Source organism: Mycoplana azooxidifex, from assembly GCF_014196765.1.
GTDB classification, from domain to species: Bacteria; Pseudomonadota; Alphaproteobacteria; order Rhizobiales; family Rhizobiaceae; genus Mycoplana; species Mycoplana azooxidifex.
This window is the reverse complement of sequence record NZ_JACIEE010000006.1, coordinates 142,349-162,505: the sequence shown is the minus strand read 5'-3', so window position 1 is coordinate 162,505 and position 20,157 is coordinate 142,349. Positions and strand designations below refer to the sequence as shown.

The following is a 20,157-nucleotide window of genomic DNA, read 5'->3' as shown; positions in this document are numbered from 1 at the left end:
TGAGGTTCGACCATTGCTTATCATTCCAGTTCTCGACGTCAAAGACGGCCGTGTGATGCGCGCGCAGATGGGCTTGCGCGATGCCTATAAGCCGATCGAGACGCCGCTGAGCCCGACCGCGGCGATCAGGAGCGTTGCCAAAGGATTGCGGCGAATCCACCCGTTCCCGGCCTTCTACGTCGCCGATCTCGATGCCATCGAGAAGGGCTCGGACCCGCTTGCGAACGCCGACGCGCTGACCTTCCTGCAGCCAAGGCCCGAGGTCTGGCTCGATGCGGGCTTTCGAAGCGCAAGGGATATAGAGCGGGCGCTTGCCAGTTCGCAGATATCCGTGGTTCTCGGCTCGGAAAGCCAGGCGAATACCGACCTTCTGGGAGCGCTCGGGGCGCATCCGAGACTGATCCTCTCCCTCGATTTTCGCAACGACGCCCTGATGGGGCCGCCGGCCATCCTGTCGCAGCCTGGCCTCTGGCCAAAGCGGGTGATCGTGATGACCCTCGACAAGGTGGGCGCGCGCCGTGGTCCCGACTTCGAGCGCCTGCAGGCCATCAGAGAGGTTGCCGGAGACCGCGAGATCATCGCCGCCGGCGGGGTCCGCAACGCGAATGATCTGGAACGGCTGGGCGACATCGGCATTGCAGGTGCGCTCGTGGCAACGTCGTTGCACAGCGGCGAGCTTGGCGCAGCCGAAATCGCCGCTTTCATGGGCGTGTAAGACCAATCGGGAGAAGAGCTTGCCCTTTCTCCCGGAATTCCGAGCTTCCTGAAGGTATGTCGATTGGGGCAGGGCTCATGCACGAGCCCCACCCGCTCTTCCGGCCAGAAGCCGAAACGCAGTCGTCGTCACCTGTTCGTGCCGGACGACGGTGTTCCGTTGAAGCCTAGAAGTCTCGACAATCGGCGCAACAGGCCACCTGTTTCCACGGGGGGCTCGCTCTGTGCGGGATTGCTTCCTGTCTAGGCGCTGAAAGGGTGCTTGACCTTGTCGCGCTGGGCGGTTGCTTCGGCGGCGGTCGGCTTGCCCGTAACCGCGCGTTCGATTGCTTCCTTCGTTGCCTTGTAGTTGTATTCCTGGATCTTGGCGTCATCGTCGGCTTCCCAGTGGATGAAGACGCCGACGCAGATGAAGATGTCGTCGGCCTCTTCGACGGGGATGATGCCCTCGGCGACGCTGTCCTGCACAGCCTTTGCTACCGCATGCTGTGCCGGGCCGAACATCTGCACGGCCTGCTTGGCACCCTTGATGGTGACCTTGTTGAACAGGATCGTATTGGGCTTGCACGCCATGTTCGGTGCGATGACCGCCAAGAGCGACGTGAACCCGTCCTTGTTGTTCGTGAGAGCGTTGCAGAATGCCGTTTCCACCGCACTTCCGCGCGGTCCGATCAGGAGATCGATATGAGCGACTTCATTTCCCTCGCCGACGAGGGACTCACCAACCATTACCTTGCTAATCTTTGCCACGGACAATTCCTCCCTTGTACCGTATGTCAAAAATGCTTTGTCCAAAGAAGCCGTACCACGAGACATGAGGCTCGATGGACAGCTATCCTTGTTCACAGCACCCTTGACTGGGTCGGTTGGCCAGATAGCAGCGAGTGGTTTGTTCGCCGTCCAAATTCAAGCATTTAAGTCGTGGTTATGCAAGGCGGACTTGATGCTGCGGACAAAAAGTGTAGCAACCGTGAGATCGGCGGAAGTCCCCGGATTGATACCCCTGTCCTTCAGTCGCTTGTCGAAGGCCAGGAGGACTGCCTCTCGCCTCGACAGGTTCGCCTCGTCCGTTACCTTTTGACGGATCGTCTCCGCCTCGCTTCTGGTTTCGCAGGCGAGATCGATGCCGTATTTGCGCCCGACATGGCTGTCGGGAAATGTCGACAGGAAGTGAAGGTAGACGAAGACCGTCGGCCACATGCCTTCTTCGCCCCGGTCGGTCGCTTCCTGCCACGCCGACAGGCCGTCGGCGAAGATGTCCGCAAAACCGGTCGTATATTGCCTCGCGATCATGTCGCGATCGGCGGCCATGCCCATGGCTTCCATCAGAGAAACCGTCGGCTCCTGGCTGACGTCGTGTTCCTCGACGGTATCCAGCCCTCCGGGATTGGCGAGCCGGATGGCGGCAAAGACATTGCGGGCATCGTCCGCATCCATGTCCTTCAGTGTCCGAAGCAGGTCCCCGTAAAAATCCGTGGCAGCAACTGCCGCCGCCCTGGCGAGCGGCGCGCATAGCAGGAGAATGCCGAGATTGGTGTTCGTTCCCACCTTTTCGCGCGTGGCCCTCACTGCGTCAAGGATACGCCGGCCGACCGATGCAGCCCCTTCGCAGATCCACGGCGCGCTGACGGCAGCGCTTTCGAGAAACTGGTCCGCGCTCATGCGGTGACCGTCAGAAAAGCGGTGGACGTTGCCGGGTTTCAGGGCGTCGATCTCGGCACGGCAGGCATCGAGGTAAGCGGTCAGGATCTGCTGCCGCGTCAGCGTCATGCGGCGGGTCTTTCCTTCATGTCCGGATCGACAAGCGTGAGCATCGCCCGGGCGAGGCAATCGGCGATACGGACGGGGACGACGGACTGCAGGCCGGTCCAGGCGGGCATGCTGTTGACTTCCAGCACGAGCAGATTGCCTTCGCACCCTTGAACGATGTCGATGCCCGCGAAATCGGCGCCGACTGCCGAAGTCGCGGCAAGCGCGAGTTCCTCGAGCTTCTGGCGCAATGGCCCTGTGACCGGCTTCGCCTTTGCACCCCGCGCGATATTGGTGATCCAGCCGTCGGCGCAGCGTTCCATCATGCCGAGGATTTCGCCATTGCTGACGAAGATCCGGTAGTCCCGGTAGGGTGGCCCGCTCCGCACCACAAGCCGCTGCAGATAATAGACATTGTCGATCTCGTCGGGATTGGGCAGGTCCTCGATCGAGCGAATGAGCCTGATTCCGCGCCCTTGCGAGCCGAACAGGGGCTTCAGCACCAGCGGGCCGTGGGATATTTCGCGCTCGACGATGGCCTTCGCGTTGTCGGGACCTTCGACGGCAAAGGTTTGCGGCGTCGGTATCCCGGCATTCGCCAGAAAGAACGTGGTGGTCGATTTGTCGACGCATCGCTCGATTGCCCTGGCCGAATTCCAGACCGGTACCTTGAGATGGGTGAGGGCGTGCAGGATGCCGAGGCGCCGCGTGACCGCTTCAAACGTGCCGGCCGAGATGGACCGGACGATCACGCCGGCCGGAAGTGCGCCGTCGAGGTCCGGGATGGCGATGCCCGAGGGATATCGCGTGTCGAAGGCGATATCGGCGAGCGGGCAGAAGATCGTCTCCCAGCCGCCGTCCCGGAAGGAGCGCCGCAACTGTTTCACTTGTCTGTCCGGCTTGTCGGAAACGATGAGGATCTTGTCGGACGTCGGCACCTGTTCAGCCAAGGGATTGCTCCAACATCTGCATGTTCCATTCACCGGCACGAAAGGTTTCGCCTGTCTCGACCGCCGTGACGATCACTTCGGCCGGGCTGAAGAGATGCGGGTCGATCGCGTAGAAGTCGCCCTTGAACGTCTTGAAGATCTCCGCAAAGGGCTGCCCGTAGTCGCGCGACCTGCTGCTCGGCAGTTGCTCCGCGAGGTCCCGCGCGGCGGCTGCGCTGCCGCGAACGAACAATTGCACCAGCCCGCCATAGATGATGGCATCATTCGTCCGTCCCATGGCCTGCAGGAAATCGGGATGGGGAGCCGGAACCGGCGCGCACCCGGTCCCGTCGACGATATTGTCCAGCGGGAAATGCAGGCTGTGCGCCTTGTGAAGGGCGACCTCCAGCGAGCGGCCGACGATCTGCACGCAGCCGGCAAGGCTTTGCGTCGGGGCGTAGATGAAGGTCAGTGCATCCGGCGAAAGCCCCGTCGCCGCCGACACTTTCTCCACGACGGCAGTCGGCGGCGGCTTGTCCGTCTCCAGCAGAAGAACGGACGTCGAGGCATCGGTTTCTCTGTATGCGATCTCTTCGAACAGCGGTTCCACGCGCGCGAGCGCGCGCGCCGGCCCGGAGCCCATGGCGAAATATTTCTCGTGCGTCAGGCGCCAGCCGGCATATTGGCTGGCGAGGCAGGCAAGGACCGGCTGCGAGGAGTGGACGGCGACACTGAGCGGCCATTTTCCGTTGTTGCGATCGAGCGCCATCGAGACCGTGCCGAGACCGCCCATGCAGATCTCCGTCATCCGCAGCCCCACTTCAAGCCCCCCGGAACTCGCGGCGCCCGCATCGATGAGATGTTCGCCCAGCGGCCCGCGGCTATAGGCGATCCCGAATCGTTCGTCGTCTGCAATGATCTGATCGACGATCCGCTGCGCGTTTCTGTTGAGATGAGCCTTTCCGTTATTCATTGGAATCCCTCCCTCCAATATTCCGCTACTTCGGTGATACGACGTTTGACGGCGCGTTCCGCGGCAATGGCCGATCGCGCTTGCGCCAGGACGGTACAAACGGGATCACCGGCGTCGAGCGCGGAACCCGGGCTTTGATGGTCGGCCGTCAGGCTCGGCCATTCGATGTCGGGGAAACGGCCAATAGGGTGAGGCGTGTAGGCGATCGCCGAAGCCGCGGCCCCTCGATACGTCGGCACGGCGATCTTTTCGCCGCGCACGGCGCGCAGATGCGCGTTGAGGAGCGGTGCCGTGTCGCTGTCGAAGATGTCGAGCGTGGCGCCCGGTCGCGGGTTGATCTCGATCAGATGCAGGCCGTCCGGTCCATCGATGAAATCGGCGCTGCAAAGGCCGACGAGCCCGGTGTGGCGCGCCAACCCGTCGAGCCAGCGGCCGATCTTGACCTTCTTGTTCCGGTCGAAGCGCATGAGCCGCACCGCGCCGCCATAGCGAAATGGCGATGTCGGCGAGGGCGAGGACCACTGCCGGCTGAAGCCGATGATGCGGGCAGCACCGTCCTGCGCCAGAAACAGGGCCGAGATGCTGCGTCCGGGAATGCGCTTCTGATAATAGTGGCCTTCTTCAAGCGGCACCGTCGCGGCCGGCCTGACATGCGATCCGCCGGCCCCGCCGCCAAGCTTTATCAACCACTCCTGCGGTCGTTCAGGAGCAGAGAACCGGATCGCCGGATGGGGGATATCGAGGCCATCGCAGAGCTGCGACAGGGCGGCGGGGTCCTTGACCGCCCTGACCGTGGCAGCGCTGTTTCCGGCGATCGGCAGGACACGCCCGAGCGTGTCGATGACATCGGGCCGGCGCTCGAAGCCCGAGCCGTAGACCAGTGCTATCGGCTCCTCGTCGCCTGCCAGCGTCGCCAGTATCCCTGCCACTTTTTCGCTGTCGATCCCGTCGCTGATGCTGCCGGCAAGCAGTGCTGTCCGGTCGGCGAGGGCGACCGTGTCGGAATCGCCGAAGAGATCGGCGACCAGCGGCCTGTAGCCCGCGCGGCGCGCTGCTGCCGCAAGCGATCGACCGGAAATGGCCGCGATCAGGATGGCGGGGTTACTTTTCGATGCTGCGGGCAAGGGCGAAAGCATCCTGAAAATCGTAGATGACCGGTTTTTCGGCGCTGATCATCTGCTTGAACAGGCCGGACTGCGTCTTGTACTTGAGGTTGCCGATGGTGAGGGCACCGATGCCGATCGCCGATGTCTCGCCGAGCTTGTCGGTCTTTGCATTGGCTGTCAGGCCTTCTATACCCGACGGCGGCACGGCATTGACGTCCGCCGCGACCAGCAGATGCTTCGCCGCGCGCAATTGTTCGGCCGAGATCACCCTCACGCCGGCCTTGGCGGCTGCCAGGATCACCTCGGTCTGCGTCAGCAACGCCGTCTTTTTCTCTTCCGTCGAGCCGTCGGCTGCCTTCACCGTGACGCCGAAGCGAGCCTTGACGGCCTCCGCAATCTGCCCGACGCGGCTTGGCCCGTCATGACCCACGATCGTGACCTCCGCACCCTCCTTGGCCGAGATCACGGCGGTGCAATAGCCGACGACGCCGGTCGCCCCGAAGATCGTCACCTTCGTACCGGCAAGGCTGCGATCGTGCAGCTTTGCGAGCGCCGTTTCGACCTTGGCAACCATTGCCGCGGCCGTCGTAAACGAACCGGCGGGGTCGGCAAACACGGAAATCTCGAAAGGCGGCACCATCGCCTTTCTGGCAGCATCGATCATGTCGAGTGCCAGGATCGTATCACGTCCGGCAAGGAAGACGCCGGTGGCGACGCCGGCATCCGGCGGGCGCGAAAAGATCGCGTCCTGGACGAGGCCGGTCACGTCGGCGAGTGTCACTTCCGTATAGGGGATGACATGGTCATAGCCCGCATCGAGAGCCATGTTGACGTCGAACGGACTCATCTGTTTCAACGGCGTCAGCATATGGAGAATGGTTTTCCGGCTCATTGGTTTGCCTTCCCTAAAGCATGTCGCGCAAAGGTGTGTTGCGGCTTGGTGACGACGACATGCGCAAAAAATCAAAGATCCAAAGCGCGGGAGCGATTCTGAACGATCGCGACCGACTTTAGAGGCTCTTCTTGTATGCCAGCTCTAATTCGGGCGGTTTGGTCTTTCGCATGATCGTCGCCCCCTGGTTTCTGGCGGCGACGACGCGGATGGTGGTCTGGGTATCCTGCAGCGCTGCGTCGGCGACGATCCGCTCTGCAGCCGTCTGCGATTCCGCAAAGGCAAACCCTGTCGGTCCCCAGGAGCTTTGTCCGATGCCGACGGCGCCGCATTCGCCGAGCCGCATGAGCGCTTCTTCCACCACCGGGCTGGTGAAACGCCCGCCTTGAGCCGGGGCAAAATAGTCGCCGAGCATCTCCTGAACGGCCGTCAGTGCATGGCCAAAAGTCGCGATGTCCTTCTCGATGACCGCGGGCATGATCTCCATCAGGACATGGCGGCAGATCGAAGCCGAATGCGCAGCGGCAAACGGCGCAAGCGTGCGGAATGCCTTGATTTCCGCGTCGCCGTGGATCCCCTGGGTGCGACTGTCGAAAACGAGGATGGCGCGCCATGCGCCCGGAAACGGGATGCGGGAAATGACGGTCGGGGTCAGATCGTCCCGGGCCTTGCCCGCATCGAAGATGAGACCGCCTTCGTCGAAGGCTGCGATGCCGATTCCCGATCGCCCGCCGCGCCCCAGGAAGGCTGCGTCATTGCGCACGTCGAATGGCAGGCTATGCAGTGTCCGAAGTGCTGCGGAGACGGCAAGCGCAAGCTGGGTTCCAGATCCCAGCCCGGCATGGGCGGGAATGGTGTCCAGAACCGTGACCCGGTGATGGGCGGCAAGATTGAGATGGGACCGGAGTGCCGTGAGATAGGCATATATGCGGCCACTATCGTTTCCATGAACGCTGGTTTCGGCCGCCTTCGATATCTCCAGTCTGGTCGATATGCCGTCGAGAGGCAGACCGATACTGCCGAAACGCGAACTCGCCTTTCCGGGGATATCCAAAAATCCGAGGTGCAAGCGTCCAGGAACATGAATGGAGACGGAGTCCGACATCGGTTCTCTTCTGAACTTTTTGATTATCGGGCCCACGGTTATGGTAACCTATTTTGCAACCAGCGCAAGCCTGGGCACGACCCGGGAGAAAAACGAAAGAGGAGCATCTGCAATGAGCGAGGAGAAGGAACGCAAGCGCGAACGCGTCTATTCGGAGGAGGAAATCCTGTCGAAACTGCAGGCGGAACTGCCGCATTGGCGCTACGAAAACGGCTGGATTCGCCGCAAGTACAAGACGCACGGCTGGAAGTCCACGCTCATGGTCATCAACACGGTCGGGCATCTGGCGGAAGCGGCTTGGCATCATCCCGATCTCAAGGCGTCCTATGCCTGGGTGGAGGTCCTGCTGGTGAACCACGCCGCAAAGGGCGTGACCGACAAGGACTTCGAACTCGCCAGGAAGATCGAGGAGGTCGTACAATGGCAGCCGGGCACGGCGGGCGGCGCTCTTGAAGGCACACCCAATGCCGATCAGCGATTCGCTTATCTGAAATACGACGGCTAGGCCGCATTTTTCGCCGGACGGGCTTCACATTTGACGAAGAACGGATAAGTTCAGGGCGGCACCAGAAAGTTTCGGAGTGTGATGGTTGCATGGATCGGCAGCCGGACAGTTCCTTTGTCAGCAGCAATCGAGCAGGTGGCAAAGCTTCTGGCGACAAGCCGCTGCCCCGTATTCTCCCTCGATTCGGATATCCATGGATGCCGCAGCCTGATCGCGCTGGCTGAGCGGGTCGGGGCGACCTACGATCACGTGAATGGCCGCGATCTTGTTCACGAGGTTGCGCTTCACACCGATATCGGCGGCTTCTTTGCGACCGCGACGGAGGTACGCCGCCGCGCCGACCTCATCGTTGTCGGTGGCGACCTTCCGACTGCCCACCACGATTTGCTTTTGTCGCTTGCGGCCAGCAAGCCGGACTTGTCCGGCGGGGGCAGGCGGCGCTGGTTTCAGATCAACGGCAAGGCGGCGTCTGCGGGCGGCGGGCGGCCACTGCGGCTTCCGAAGGCTGTCGAGGTCGGTTCGCCGGATTATCCCGTTGACGCAGTGCTCGGGATCCTCAGGGCGTCGCTGGCTGCGAGAAAGGCATCTGCCGCGCTCGCCAATGCCGATGCCTTCCTGAGCGCGATGGCGAAGGCCCGCTTTCCGGTCTTCGTCTGCTCGCACCTCACCGATGTCCCCAGCCTGGCGATGCTGCAGGGCATGCTGGCCGACATCAACAAGACGCAGCGCGCGACGGCTCTCTTCCTGCCTGCCGATGACGATGCCTGGGGCATGGTCCTGGCATCGACCTGGATGACGGGCTTCCCGCCGCGAACCGGCTTTTCGACCGGCTCGCCCGTTTATGACCCCTGGCTTTGCGACGTGGACCGAATGATTGCACAGAAGGAGGCGGACCTGCACTTGTGGGTTTCGGAGCGCGACGAGGCGCCGCCGGCCAGACGCGGCGGCCCGCCGACGATCGCGCTGGTGAGGGGAGAGCGGCCGGTCGCCGGTGCCGCGGCCACCATCCGGATCGGCAAGGCCGGCCTCGATCATGACGGCGTGGTCTATGCGAGCCGCATCGGAACCTTGCGATCCGTTGCGGCGACGACGCCCTCCGATCTTCCCAGCGTCCGCACGATCGTGAGCCATCTCCAGCATGCCCTTACCGGCAAGGACATGCCATGCTGATCCGTCTTGCCGGTGGAGAGGTGGTGGATCCCGTCAATGGCCTGGCCGGCAGGCGCGATGTCTGGATCAAGGACGGCGTCATCGTAGACAAGCCGGTCTCGAAGCGGGCGGACAAGACCTATGACGTTTCCGGCTGCTTCGTCATGGCCGGTGCGATCGACATCCACTCCCATATCGGCGGCGGCAACGTGAATACGGCGCGGCTCCTGCTGCCGGAGCAGCATGCCGCCCATCTCAGGCGCCCGCTGAATACGCCGCTGTCGAATGCCGGATGGTCGACCTTCAACACCGGCTGCCTCTACGCGAAGATGGGGTTCACAACCGTGGTCGAGCCGGCCATGTCTCCATCGAGCGCTCTTCATACCCACATGGAGCTTGCCGACATTCCGATCATCGACAAGGCGACGCTCGCGATCCTCGGCAACGATGATTTCCTCCTGTCGATGATCCGCGACAACGCCTCGCCGGCCATGATCGACGACTACGTGGCCTGGACCGTGTCGTCATCGAGGGCGCTTGGCGTGAAGGTCATCAACGCCGGTGCTGCGGCCGCCTTCAAGGAGAACGTCCGCCGCTTCTCCTTCGACGATGTCGTTCCGTCCTACGGGGTCAGCTCCCGCACGATCGTCGAGACGCTGCAGGCCTCCGTCGGCCGCCTCGGCGTTCCCCATCCCCTCCATGTCCATGCCAACAACCTCGGTATCGCGGGCAATGCCACGACGGCAGCCGAGACGATCCGCGCGGCGGACGGCCGCCCGCTTCATCTCGCCCATCTGCAGTTCTACGGCTATGGCACCGAAGGCAAGCGCGGCTTCTCGTCCGAGGCGGCCCGTCTCGCCGAACTGGTCAACGGAAATGCGGATGTGACGATCGACGTCGGCCAGGTGATGTTCGGCCAGACCGTGACGATCTCCTCGGACGTCACGCGGCAATATTCGGGAATGCGCACCGCCAACCCGAAGAAGTCCATCCTCATCGACGGCGACGGCAATGGCGGCGGCATCGTGCCCTATCGCTATCGCCCGGACTATTATGGCTCGCTGCAATGGGCGGTGGGGCTGGAACTGTTCCTGCTGATCAACGACCCGTGGCGGGTCTTCTTCACCACCGACCATCCGAACGGCGCACCCTTCACGGCCTATCCGGACCTGTTCGAGTTGCTGATGCGCCGCGATGCCCGCGACGCGAAGATGGCCGAGCTCGACCAGTCCGCGCTGGAGCTGACCACGCTTGCCTCCATCTCTCGCGAATACTCGCTCGACGAGATCGCCGTCATGACGCGAGCGGCGCCGGCAAAGCTGCTCGGGCTCGACGACCGCGGTCATCTCGGCCCCGGTGCGATCGCCGATATCGCCGTCTACCGGAAGGGGCAGGACGTCCGCAAGATGTTCGCCGACGCCGCTCTGGTGTTCAAGAACGGCGATCTGGTCGTCGAGGACGGCGTCGTCACGCACTATCGCTGGGGAAAGACGCTGCGCCTCAATCCGCCTCCAGACAAGGGGATCGTCAGGCGCATGCAGGCCTATCACGAGGATCGCTACGGGCTGTCGCTCGACTGGTTCACGTTCCAGGAAACGGCGATTTCCCGCGAGAACCCCTTTGCGGAGGTCGCATGCAGGAGCTGACACGCAACGGCATTACGATCGACGACACCTTCGCGGAGGCGTTCGGCATGCGTGCGACCGCGATCATCATCACGGCGCCGACGCTGAAATGGGCGCGCCAGGCGGCAATCACCATGACCGGCTTTGCCACCTCGGTCATCGGCTGCGGCTGCGAGGCCGCCATCGATATCGACATCCCCGCCTCGAAGACGCCGGACGGCCGTCCGGGCTGCCGGGTGATGATCTTCGCCATGGGAACGGACGAGTTGCAGAAGCAGTTGAAGACCAGATTGGGCCAATGCGTGCTCACTTCGCCCGGCAGCGCCTGTTTCGCAGGACTTCAGGGAAGCGCGTCGCTCGATCTCGGATCGTCGCTGCGCTATTTCGGCGACGGCTGGCAGGTCTCCAAGAAGTTCGGCGGCAAGCACTACTGGCGCGTGCCGGTCATGGACGGCGAATTCCTGTGCGAGGCGAAGACCGGCCTGACGAAGGAGGCGGTCGGCGGAGGAAACTTCCTCCTGCTCGCTGCCGATGCCGGAAAGGCGCTGGCGGCTGCCGAGCGCGCGGTGGCGGCGATCGAGAAGGTCCCCGGCGCCATCATGCCGTTCCCCGGCGGCATCGTGCGGTCCGGCTCGAAGGTCGGCGGCAAGTACAAGGGCATGATGGCTTCGACCAACGACGCCTATGCGCCGACGCTGCGCGGGGTCGTCAAGAGCGCGCTCGGTCCGGACATCAACGCGGTCCTGGAGGTCGTGATCGACGGCGAGACGAACGACGCGGTGGCTGCGGCCATGCGGGCGGGGCTGAAGGCCGTCATCGATCTCGGACCCAGGCGCGGCGCCTTGCGCATCAGCGCGGGAAACTACGGCGGCAAGCTCGGCAAGTTCCACTATCACCTGAAGGACCTCCTGCCATGACGCCGCTGACCTTCACCTTGCGGAACGAGCCGGAGGAAAGGCTCGACCTGTCGGGGCTGACCCCCGACAGGCTTGCCGGGATGACGCCTGCAGAAATCGCGAAACTGCGGGTCGGAACCAGCCGGCGCCCAGTCGCGGCGGGGGATATTTTCAAGATCACGGGGACGGACGCCTCCAACATCGTCTTTTCCGGCGGCAGCGGGCGTTTCGACCGCGTCGGAACGGAAATGACGGCCGGGCGGATCCGCGTCGCCGGCGATGTCGGAGCCCGCGCCGGCCGCCGCATGGCCGGCGGCTTGCTGAAGATCGAAGGCAAGGCGGGAGTGCAGGCCGGCTCCAGCATGAAGAACGGGCGCATCGAAATCGACGGCGATGCCGGCGAGGGCGTCGGCGGACCGATGGCGGGAGAGATCCACGGCATGTCCGGAGGCCTGGTCATCGTGCGCGGCAAGGCCGGCGATCGTGCCGGCGAGAGGATGCGGCGAGGGATCATCGCGCTGTTGAAGGGATGCGGCGACCATGCAGGTCTCGGCATGATTGCCGGCACGATCGTCGCTACCGGCCGCGTCGGCCGCTATCCCGGTCACCTGATGAAACGCGGGTCGCTTCTGTTCGATCTGAAGCCCGCCGAACTTTCTCCCACCTTCGTCGACTGTGGTCGTGTCGAGATCGCCTTTCCGGCCCTGTTCGATCGCTATCTGATGGAGGAGGGGATCCTCGACCGGCCGCTGCTTGGCCCAAGGCCGTTCCGCTTCGGCGGGGACAATGCCGTGCTGGGCAAGGGTGAGATCATGTTTGCGCGAGGTTGAGCCGTGATTGCCCGGTTCGAGGTCGAGCGACGATCGTCAGCGGGGCTGCTGCAGCATCGGATAAAGCTTGTCGAAGAAGGGTAGGCATTGAGCCCCTCTCTCCCGCAGAAAGACCTGAAAGGTGTTCATGGCGGGAGAGACGGTCCTGTCCGTTCGCATCACCGAAAACCATTGCCTGCGGATCGGCATGCCGATGACATCCAGGGTGACGAGTTTGCCGAACTCCAGTTCCATGGCGATGGTATGCGCCGAGATGAAGGCTATGCCGAGGTCCGCCATGACGGCCTGCTTGATCGTCTCGTTCGACGACATCTCGGTGCCCAGATCGTCGATCCGGCCCGGAATCTCCCCCAGAAAGATCTCCAGCGATATGCGCGTGCCCGATCCGGGCTCGCGAACGAGGAAATGTTCCCTGGCGATCTCCTCCTTGGTGATGTCGTGCTTCTTGGCCAGGGGATGATCCGGCGGGGCGATCATCACCAGCGGATGGTCCCCGAACACCGCCGAATGCAGCGGCATGTCCTTGGGCGGGCGCCCCATCAGCGCGATGTCCACGTCGTGGTTCTTCAGCTTCGCCACAATCTCCGCCCGGTTGCCAATCGAAAGCGAAACGGCGATGCCGGGATGGCTCTTGCGGAAGGTCGCCATCAGGTTTGGTGCGAAATACTTCGCCGTCGAGACGACGCCGAGCGCGAGCGAACCGCTACGCACTTCCTTGATGGCGTCGATCTCGTCGTCCAACTGGCGCAGCCTCTCCTCGATCGAGCGAGCCGCTTCGATGAAGGCGAGGCCCGCCGCCGTCGGACGCACACCATCGTTGGTCCGGTCGAAAAGGATGATTCCGGCATCCGCCTCGATCTGCTTGAGCTGGATGGTGACGGCAGAGGGCGTGAGCCCCAGGACGTTGGCGGCCCGGACGATCGTCCCCTGCTTGCCGATTTCCTGCGTCGCACGCAGATGCCTGAGCGTCAGGTTTCTCATGAATGCCAACTTAAGGATATTTATGAGGCCCGTAAACAGATTAAATTTTACTTAGCCTCGGTTTCTTGGTTCGATGCCCGCCATGTCCGAGGCAGTGAGGAGCGGGCAGGGAGGTAGGCCATGACTTCGCCGACACTAGACGCCTTTTTGGATACCCACGTCGGAAGCGGCGCACCGCTCGGCGAAGCGGTCAGCCTCACGGTTCGGCGACTGGCCTCTGCTGCCGTCGCCTTGTGCGGCACCATCGAACAAGGTCCGCTCGGCAAGGCCGTTGCCGAGGGTCGCGGCCATGCAGGTCCGAGCGGCGATGTTCCGAAGGAACTCGACCTCCTGGCCGACGCGCTTTTCATCGATGCCATGCGGCAGGCGCCTGTTTGCCTCTACGCTTCCGAGGAGCTCGAGGACGCTGTTCTTCTCGATCCGGCGGCCCCGCTCGCCGTCGCCGTCGATCCGCTGGACGGCTCCTCGAATATCGACACGAACGCCCCGATCGGGACCATCTTCTCCATCCTCCCAAAGGCTGGCGATCCGGTCGGCGAGCGCAGCGCCTCCTTCTTCCAGGGAGGAGACGCCCAGCTCGCCGCCGGTTTTTTCATCTATGGTCCTCAGCTTGCGCTGGTCCTGAGCGTTGGCAGCGGCACCCACATCTTCGTCTTTTCTTCGGCAGGCGGCGTGTTCGTCCAGGCCCACGGAGGCCTGGTCATTCCGGCGCGGGCGCAGGAGTTCGCGATCAATACGGCCAACTACCGCCATTGGGACGAGGCCGTCCGGCTTTACGTCGATGATTGCCTGAAGGGGACGGAGGGACCGCGCGAGAGGGAATTCAACATGCGCTGGGTCGCGGCCGTTGCCGCCGACGCCTACCGCATCCTCATTCGCGGCGGTGTTTATCTCTATCCCGGCGACAGCCGCAGGGGGTATGCGGAAGGCCGGCTTCGGCTGGTCTACGAAGCCAACCCGATCGCTTTCCTCATCGAGCAGGCAGGCGGGGCCGCCACCGACACGATCAATCGCATCCTCGACCTGACGCCGCGGAGCCTGCACCAGCGCGTTCCCCTCGTCTTCGGCTCGGCGCGGGAGGTGGCACGTATCGGTCGCTACCATACCGAACCCAGCAACATCGCCGAGCGGGCGCCGCTCTTCAGCAACCGTGGTCTGTTCAGGGCCTGACGGGGAGACGGCAATGTCGACAAGGCATCCCATCATTTCGATTACCGGTTCGTCCGGCGCCGGGACCACCTCGGTCAAGAACATCTTCGAGCAGATCTTCCGGCGCGAGCAGATCGAAGCGGCCTTCATCGAAGGCGACGCGTTTCACCGTTACGACCGGCAGGCCATGAAGGAGAAGGTCGCCGAGGAGGAGCGGAACGGCAATCCGAACTTCACCCATTTCAACGCCGAGGCCAACGAGCTGGAAATCCTCGAATCCGTCTTCGAGGAATACGGCCGGAACGGCACCGGCCGCACCCGCACCTACGTCCACGACGAACAGGAGGCCGCCCGCTACGATGCCCCTCCGGGAAGCTTCACGAAATGGCGTGATTTTGGGCCGAGCGATCTGCTTTTCTATGAGGGGCTGCACGGATGCGCGGTGACCGACAAGGTCAACCTCGCCCGCCATGCCGATCTGAAGATCGGCGTCGTGCCCGTCATCAATCTCGAATGGATCCAGAAAATCCATCGCGACCGGGAGGCGCGCGGCTATTCCACGGAGGCGGTCATGGATGTCATCCTGCGCCGCATGCCGGACTATGTCCGCTACATCACGCCCCAGTTCACGCAGACGGACATCAATTTCCAGCGGGTGCCGATCGTCGACACCTCCAATCCCTTCATTGCGCGCTGGATTCCGACCCCTGACGAATCGATGCTGGTCATCCGCTTCGCCAGGCCCCGCGGCATCGATTTTCCCTACCTGCTGTCGATGATCAACAACTCGTTCATGTCGCGCGCCAACTCCATCGTGGTGCCGGGAAACAAGCTCGATCTCGCCATGCAACTGATCCTGACACCCCTGATCATGCAGTTGATCGAACGTAAAACCCGCGCCTCGTGAGGAGGAAAGCAATGAATTCGCAACTTCAGCTACAGGAAGAAGCCGCGTCCGCAGCGGTGACGGAATCCGACATGGCCAATGCGATCCGGGCGCTCGCCATGGACGGTGTTCAAAAGGCCAATTCCGGCCATCCGGGCATGCCGATGGGCATGGCGGATGTCGCCACAGTTCTGTTCGGCCGCTTCATCAAGATCGATCCGTCCCATTCCGAATGGCCCGATCGCGATCGCTTCGTCCTTTCGGCCGGCCACGGCTCGATGCTTCAATATGCCCTCCACTACCTGATCGGGTATGAGGACATGACGGTCGAGGAACTGCGGCGGTTCCGTCAGCTCGGCGCCAGGACCGCCGGCCATCCGGAATACGGCCACGCACTCGGCATCGAGACGACGACCGGCCCGTTGGGGCAGGGCATCGCCACGGCTGTCGGCATGGCGCTCGCAGAACGGATCGCCAATGCACGCCATGGCGACGGGCTCGTCGATCACTACACCTATGTCATCGCCGGCGACGGCTGCCTGCAAGAGGGGATCAGCCACGAAGCGATCGACCTTGCCGGCCATCTGAAGCTGTCGCGGCTGATCGTGCTCTGGGACAACAATTCCATCTCGATCGACGGTCCCACCAGCCTCTCGACGTCGATGAACCAACTCGCACGTTTCGAGGCGGCAGGCTTCGACGTGCAGGAGATCGACGGGCACGATTTCGATGCGATCGGCCAGGCGATTTCCCGGGCAAGGGCTTCGAGCAAGCCATCACTCATTTCCTGCCGGACGATCATCGGCAAGGGCGCACCCAATCTGCAGGGGTCGGAAAAGACCCACGGAGCGCCGCTCGGCGAAAGTGAAGTCGCGGCTGCGAAACGGGAATTGGGATGGGATCACGCACCGTTCGAGGTTCCCGAGGCCATTCTGGAGCGGTGGAGCGACGCTGCTGCGCGTGGAGCGGCGGAACGGCGCACATGGCTCAACCGGGTTGCCGCTGCTCCGGAGGGCGCGGCGTTCCTGGAGACCATTGACCGGGAGATTCCGGCCTCGCTGTTCGGCGCGCTTGCCGAGTTCCGTAGGCAGCATCGGGAAAGCGCGACGAAGGTCGCGACCCGCAAGGCTTCGGAGATGGTGCTTGGCGTCATCAACGCCGCGACCGATCTGACGATCGGTGGCTCGGCGGACCTGACCCATTCCAACCTGACGCTCACGGCGGGCATGGAAGCGATCAGGCCGGGGAGCTATGCCGGCCGCTATATTCATTACGGCATCCGCGAGCACGCAATGGCGGCTGCGATGAACGGCCTCGCCCTGCATGGCGGCTTCATTCCCTACGGCGGCACCTTCCTCGTCTTCTCCGACTATGCCCGCGGAGCGATCCGCCTGTCGGCGCTGATGGGGCAGCAGGTGATCTACGTCATGACGCATGACTCGATCGGGCTTGGAGAGGACGGACCGACCCATCAGCCCGTCGAGCATCTGGCGATGCTGCGAGCGACGCCCAACCTCAACGTCTTCCGCCCCTGCGACATCGTCGAGACGGCGGAATGCTGGGAGCTGGCCCTGAAGGACCGTGATCGTCCGAGCCTTCTCGTGTTGTCGCGCCAGAACCTGCCGATGGGCCGCTCGGCCGACAGCGAAGAAAACCTTTCTGCGCGTGGAGCTTATGTGCTGCGCGCGACCTCGGAGCCGCCGTCCGTCACCCTGCTCGCAACCGGTTCCGAGGTCGAAATCGCCTGCGCCGCCGCCGATGCGCTCCTGTCCGAACACGGCATCGGCGCGGCGGTGGTGTCCATGCCCTGCTGGGAGCTCTTCGAGCGGCAACCGCTCGACTATCGCAAGGCTATCCTCGGAACGGCGCCCAGGATCGGCATCGAGGCGGCCGTCCGTCTCGGCTGGGATCGGTATCTCGGCGAGGACGGCGTCTTCATCGGCATGACAGGTTTTGGCGCCAGCGCGCCGGCCGCCGGCCTCTACGAGCATTTCGGAATCACCGCCGGGGCTGTCGTGGAAACGGCGCTCGAACTCGTCGCCCGGGCATCGGGCAAAGACTGAACCGATCGGTAGGAAAGGAGCAGGCCCATGGCCCGCATCACATTACGCCAGCTGCTCGATCACGCGGCAGCATACGGATATGGCGTTCCGGCCTTCAACATCAACAACATGGAGCAGGGCCTCGCGGTGATGGAGGCGGCGGCCGCCTGCGACGCGCCCGTCATTCTCCAGGCCTCCAAGGGTGCGCGCTCCTATGCGAAGGACATCATGCTGGCGCGCATGATCGAGGCGCTGACGGAAATCTATCCGGCCATTCCCGTCTGCATCCATCAGGATCACGGCAGCGACGAAGCGACCTGCATGACGGCGATACGCCATGGCTTCACCTCCGTCATGATGGACGGCTCCCTCGAAGCGGACGCGAAGACGCCGGCCTCCTATGAATACAACGTCGAAATCACCGGTCGCGTGGCACGAATCGCCCATTGGGTGGGCGTATCGGTCGAAGGCGAGTTGGGTGTTCTCGGTTCGCTGGAGAGCGGAACCGGTGCCGCCGAGGATGGTCATGGCGCGGAAGGGCCGCTCTCGCACGACCAGCTTCTGACCGATCCGGATCAGGCCGTCGACTTCGTCGCCCGGACGGGCGTCGACGCGCTGGCGATTGCCTGCGGCACCTCGCATGGCGCCTACAAGTTCACGCGGGCGCCGGACGGCGGCATCCTGGCGATGGACCTGATCGAGGAAATCCACCGCAAGCTGCCTAATACCCATCTCGTCATGCACGGTTCCTCCTCGGTCCCGCAGGAGATGCAGGATGTCATCAACCGCTTCGGCGGGCAGATGCCGCAGACCTGGGGCGTTCCGGTCGAGGAAATCGAGCGTGGCATTCGCCATGGCGTGCGCAAGGTCAATATCGATACCGACTGCCGCATGGCGATGGCGGGGCAGTTCCGCCGGATCGCGACGGAGCATCCGGAGGAGTTCGACCCGCGCAAATTCCTGAAGCCGGCCATGGATGCCATGCGCAATCTCTGCCGCGACCGTTTCGAGCGGTTCGGTACGGCGGGCAACGCCTCGAAGATCAAAGCCGTTCCACTGGACGAGATGGCCAGGCGTTACGCCGTAGGCGACCTCGATCCGCAGACCACAACCGCGAAAGCCGCCTGAGCGGCGGTCCAGAACGACAGCGAAAGGACCAGGCCATGGACAGCAATTCCCAAACCGTCAAAGGCGCGGCGCGCTACAAATCCGGCGTCATGGAATACAGGAAGATGGGCTATTGGGAGCCCGACTACGAGCCGAAGGATACCGATGTCATCGCGCTCTTCCGGATCACGCCGCAGGATGGCGTCGATCCGGTCGAGGCGGCGGCGGCCGTTGCGGGCGAATCCTCCACGGCTACCTGGACGGTCGTCTGGACCGACCGGCTGACGGCGAGCGAGAAATATCGCGCCAAGGCCTATCGGCTCGATCCCGTGCCGAATGCGGAGGGGCAGTATTTCGCCTACATCGCCTATGACCTCGACCTGTTCGAGCCGGGTTCGATCGCGAACCTCAGCGCCTCGATCATCGGCAACGTCTTCGGCTTCAAGCCGCTGAAGGCATTGCGGCTGGAGGACATGCGCTTCCCGGTCGCCTATGTGAAGACCTTCCAGGGACCTGCGACCGGCATCGTGGTCGAGCGCGAGCGGCTGGACAAGTTCGGCCGTCCGCTGCTCGGGGCGACCGTGAAGCCGAAGCTCGGGCTTTCGGGACGCAATTACGGCCGCGTGGTCTATGAGGCGCTCAAGGGTGGGCTCGATTTCACCAAGGACGACGAGAACATAAACTCGCAACCCTTCATGCACTGGCGCGAGCGCTTCCTCTATTGCATGGAGGCGGTCAACAAGGCCCAGGCCGAGACCGGCGAAATCAAGGGTACGTACCTGAACGTGACGGCGGCCACCATGGAGGACATGTACGAGCGCGCCGAATTCGCCAGGGAGATCGGCTCGAACATCGTCATGATCGATCTCGTGATCGGCTACACGGCGATCCAGTCCATGGCGAAATGGGCGCGTCGAAACGACATGATCCTGCATCTCCATCGCGCCGGCCATTCCACCTATACCCGGCAGAAGACGCATGGCGTGTCCTTCCGCGTCATCGCCAAATGGATGCGCCTTGCCGGCGTCGATCACATCCATGCCGGCACCGTCGTCGGCAAGCTGGAGGGCGACCCCGCGACGACGCGCGGCTACTACGACGTCTGCCGCGAGGACTTCAATCCCATGCGGCTGGAGAACGGCATCTTCTTCGACCAGCACTGGGCCTCGCTCAACCGGATGATGCCGGTCGCCTCCGGCGGCATCCATGCCGGACAGATGCACCAGCTTCTGGACCTGCTCGGCGAGGACGTCGTGCTGCAGTTCGGCGGCGGCACGATCGGGCATCCGATGGGGATCACCGCCGGCGCCACGGCCAACCGCGTCGCGCTGGAGTGCATGGTGCTCGCCCGCAACGAGGGAAGGGACATCGTGCGCGAAGGGCCGGAGATCCTGCGCGACGCCGCGCGCCACTGCCAGCCCCTGCAGCAGGCGCTCGAGGTCTGGAAGGACGTGACCTTCGACTACACCTCCACCGACACGCCGGATTACGTTCCGACGGCCACAGCAGCAGAATAGGA

The 20,157-nt window shown here is 63.4% G+C and carries 19 protein-coding genes; 11 read left to right on the top strand and 8 right to left on the bottom strand.

Annotation, left to right across the window (positions count from 1 at the left end):
* Nucleotides 1–13: 13 nt before the first annotated feature.
* Nucleotides 14–715: a HisA/HisF-related TIM barrel protein gene (locus tag GGQ64_RS15200; protein ID WP_246422690.1), complete on the top strand. Its 702-nt coding sequence runs from the start codon at nt 14–16 to the stop codon at nt 713–715.
* 242 nt (nt 716–957) lie between these two features.
* On the opposite strand, the gene fae is transcribed toward GGQ64_RS15200, so the two are convergent.
* The 7 genes from fae to GGQ64_RS15165 form a co-directional block, all read right to left on the bottom strand.
* Nucleotides 958–1,464, bottom strand: a complete 507-nt coding sequence (fae, locus tag GGQ64_RS15195; protein WP_183805767.1) for a formaldehyde-activating enzyme — start codon at nt 1,462–1,464, stop codon at nt 958–960.
* Between the two features lie 156 nt (nt 1,465–1,620).
* On the bottom strand, nt 1,621–2,484 hold the full coding sequence (locus GGQ64_RS15190; protein ID WP_183805765.1) for a triphosphoribosyl-dephospho-CoA synthase: 864 nt from the start codon (nt 2,482–2,484) through the stop codon (nt 1,621–1,623).
* Nucleotides 2,481–3,413, bottom strand: a complete 933-nt coding sequence (locus GGQ64_RS15185) for an ATP-grasp domain-containing protein (RefSeq protein WP_210300268.1) — start codon at nt 3,411–3,413, stop codon at nt 2,481–2,483. Before GGQ64_RS15185 ends, GGQ64_RS15190 begins: the two co-directional genes overlap by 4 nt.
* Nucleotides 3,406–4,365 carry a methenyltetrahydromethanopterin cyclohydrolase gene (mch, locus tag GGQ64_RS15180; RefSeq protein ID WP_183805763.1) on the bottom strand — a complete coding sequence of 320 codons (960 nt, stop codon included), beginning with the start codon at nt 4,363–4,365 and terminating at the stop codon, nt 3,406–3,408. The genes GGQ64_RS15185 and mch overlap by 8 nt, the downstream gene beginning before the upstream one ends.
* Nucleotides 4,362–5,489 carry an ATP-grasp domain-containing protein gene (locus tag GGQ64_RS15175; RefSeq protein ID WP_183805761.1) on the bottom strand — a complete coding sequence of 376 codons (1,128 nt, stop codon included), beginning with the start codon at nt 5,487–5,489 and terminating at the stop codon, nt 4,362–4,364. Before GGQ64_RS15175 ends, mch begins: the two co-directional genes overlap by 4 nt.
* A complete protein-coding gene (locus GGQ64_RS15170; protein WP_183805759.1) occupies nt 5,467–6,363 on the bottom strand; it encodes an NAD(P)-dependent methylenetetrahydromethanopterin dehydrogenase in 897 nt (298 codons plus the stop codon). Before GGQ64_RS15170 ends, GGQ64_RS15175 begins: the two co-directional genes overlap by 23 nt.
* A 118-nt stretch (nt 6,364–6,481) precedes the next feature.
* Nucleotides 6,482–7,468 (bottom strand): beta-ribofuranosylaminobenzene 5'-phosphate synthase family protein, encoded by a 987-nt coding sequence (locus GGQ64_RS15165; RefSeq protein WP_183805757.1) that lies wholly within the window; start codon nt 7,466–7,468, stop codon nt 6,482–6,484.
* Nucleotides 7,469–7,580: 112 nt separating this feature from the next.
* Between GGQ64_RS15165 and GGQ64_RS15160 the strand changes: the two genes are divergently transcribed.
* The 5 genes from GGQ64_RS15160 (at nt 7,581) to GGQ64_RS15140 (ending at nt 12,473) form a co-directional block, all read left to right on the top strand.
* A complete protein-coding gene (locus GGQ64_RS15160) occupies nt 7,581–7,973 on the top strand; it encodes a 4a-hydroxytetrahydrobiopterin dehydratase (RefSeq protein ID WP_183806383.1) in 393 nt (130 codons plus the stop codon).
* Nucleotides 7,974–8,087: 114 nt separating this feature from the next.
* Nucleotides 8,088–9,143 (top strand): molybdopterin-binding domain-containing protein, encoded by a 1,056-nt coding sequence (locus GGQ64_RS15155; protein WP_183805755.1) that lies wholly within the window; start codon nt 8,088–8,090, stop codon nt 9,141–9,143.
* On the top strand, nt 9,137–10,768 hold the full coding sequence (locus GGQ64_RS15150; protein ID WP_183805753.1) for a formylmethanofuran dehydrogenase subunit A: 1,632 nt from the start codon (nt 9,137–9,139) through the stop codon (nt 10,766–10,768). The genes GGQ64_RS15155 and GGQ64_RS15150 overlap by 7 nt, the downstream gene beginning before the upstream one ends.
* Nucleotides 10,756–11,664 carry a formylmethanofuran--tetrahydromethanopterin N-formyltransferase gene (fhcD, locus tag GGQ64_RS15145; protein WP_183805751.1) on the top strand — a complete coding sequence of 303 codons (909 nt, stop codon included), beginning with the start codon at nt 10,756–10,758 and terminating at the stop codon, nt 11,662–11,664. Before GGQ64_RS15150 ends, fhcD begins: the two co-directional genes overlap by 13 nt.
* Complete coding sequence (locus GGQ64_RS15140) at nt 11,661–12,473, top strand: formylmethanofuran dehydrogenase subunit C (protein ID WP_183805749.1); 813 nt, start codon at nt 11,661–11,663, stop codon at nt 12,471–12,473. The genes fhcD and GGQ64_RS15140 overlap by 4 nt, the downstream gene beginning before the upstream one ends.
* A 36-nt stretch (nt 12,474–12,509) precedes the next feature.
* Here GGQ64_RS15140 and GGQ64_RS15135 read toward each other — a convergent pair whose 3' ends face one another.
* Nucleotides 12,510–13,454 carry a LysR family transcriptional regulator gene (locus GGQ64_RS15135; protein ID WP_183805747.1) on the bottom strand — a complete coding sequence of 315 codons (945 nt, stop codon included), beginning with the start codon at nt 13,452–13,454 and terminating at the stop codon, nt 12,510–12,512.
* A 120-nt stretch (nt 13,455–13,574) separates the two neighbouring features.
* Here GGQ64_RS15135 and GGQ64_RS15130 point away from each other — a divergent pair, with 120 nt between their 5' ends.
* Genes GGQ64_RS15130 through GGQ64_RS15110 form a run of 5 tightly spaced genes read left to right on the top strand, consistent with a single transcriptional unit; the run spans nt 13,575 to nt 20,155 of the window.
* The gene (locus GGQ64_RS15130; protein WP_183805745.1) at nt 13,575–14,624 is read left to right on the top strand and encodes a class 1 fructose-bisphosphatase; all 1,050 of its coding nucleotides are present in this window, start codon (nt 13,575–13,577) and stop codon (nt 14,622–14,624) included.
* Between the two features lie 13 nt (nt 14,625–14,637).
* Nucleotides 14,638–15,510, top strand: coding sequence for a phosphoribulokinase (locus tag GGQ64_RS15125; RefSeq protein ID WP_183805742.1), 873 nt, complete (start codon nt 14,638–14,640; stop codon nt 15,508–15,510).
* Nucleotides 15,511–15,521: 11 nt separating this feature from the next.
* Nucleotides 15,522–17,552, top strand: coding sequence for a transketolase (tkt, locus tag GGQ64_RS15120; protein WP_183805740.1), 2,031 nt, complete (start codon nt 15,522–15,524; stop codon nt 17,550–17,552).
* Nucleotides 17,553–17,579: 27 nt separating this feature from the next.
* On the top strand, nt 17,580–18,659 hold the full coding sequence (gene fba / locus GGQ64_RS15115; RefSeq protein ID WP_183805738.1) for a class II fructose-bisphosphate aldolase: 1,080 nt from the start codon (nt 17,580–17,582) through the stop codon (nt 18,657–18,659).
* Between the two features lie 35 nt (nt 18,660–18,694).
* A complete protein-coding gene (locus GGQ64_RS15110; protein ID WP_183805736.1) occupies nt 18,695–20,155 on the top strand; it encodes a form I ribulose bisphosphate carboxylase large subunit in 1,461 nt (486 codons plus the stop codon).
* Nucleotides 20,156–20,157: the final 2 nt, after the last annotated feature.

Bases quoted from the DNA above. Each gene is read 5' to 3' on its own strand.
- GGQ64_RS15165 (WP_183805757.1), bottom strand. From the start codon at position 7,468: ATGTCGGACTCCGTCTCCATTCATGTTCCTGGACGCTTGCACCTCGGA.
- GGQ64_RS15160 (WP_183806383.1), top strand. From the start codon at position 7,581: ATGAGCGAGGAGAAGGAACGCAAGCGCGAACGCGTCTATTCGGAGGAG.
- GGQ64_RS15190 (WP_183805765.1), bottom strand. From the start codon at position 2,484: ATGACGCTGACGCGGCAGCAGATCCTGACCGCTTACCTCGATGCCTGC.
- fhcD (WP_183805751.1), top strand. From the start codon at position 10,756: ATGCAGGAGCTGACACGCAACGGCATTACGATCGACGACACCTTCGCG.
- GGQ64_RS15130 (WP_183805745.1), top strand. From the start codon at position 13,575: ATGACTTCGCCGACACTAGACGCCTTTTTGGATACCCACGTCGGAAGC.
- GGQ64_RS15110 (WP_183805736.1), top strand. From the start codon at position 18,695: ATGGACAGCAATTCCCAAACCGTCAAAGGCGCGGCGCGCTACAAATCC.
- tkt (WP_183805740.1), top strand. From the start codon at position 15,522: ATGAATTCGCAACTTCAGCTACAGGAAGAAGCCGCGTCCGCAGCGGTG.
- GGQ64_RS15125 (WP_183805742.1), top strand. From the start codon at position 14,638: ATGTCGACAAGGCATCCCATCATTTCGATTACCGGTTCGTCCGGCGCC.
- fba (WP_183805738.1), top strand. From the start codon at position 17,580: ATGGCCCGCATCACATTACGCCAGCTGCTCGATCACGCGGCAGCATAC.
- GGQ64_RS15135 (WP_183805747.1), bottom strand. From the start codon at position 13,454: ATGAGAAACCTGACGCTCAGGCATCTGCGTGCGACGCAGGAAATCGGC.
- GGQ64_RS15150 (WP_183805753.1), top strand. From the start codon at position 9,137: ATGCTGATCCGTCTTGCCGGTGGAGAGGTGGTGGATCCCGTCAATGGC.
- GGQ64_RS15170 (WP_183805759.1), bottom strand. From the start codon at position 6,363: ATGAGCCGGAAAACCATTCTCCATATGCTGACGCCGTTGAAACAGATG.
- GGQ64_RS15140 (WP_183805749.1), top strand. From the start codon at position 11,661: ATGACGCCGCTGACCTTCACCTTGCGGAACGAGCCGGAGGAAAGGCTC.
- mch (WP_183805763.1), bottom strand. From the start codon at position 4,365: ATGAATAACGGAAAGGCTCATCTCAACAGAAACGCGCAGCGGATCGTC.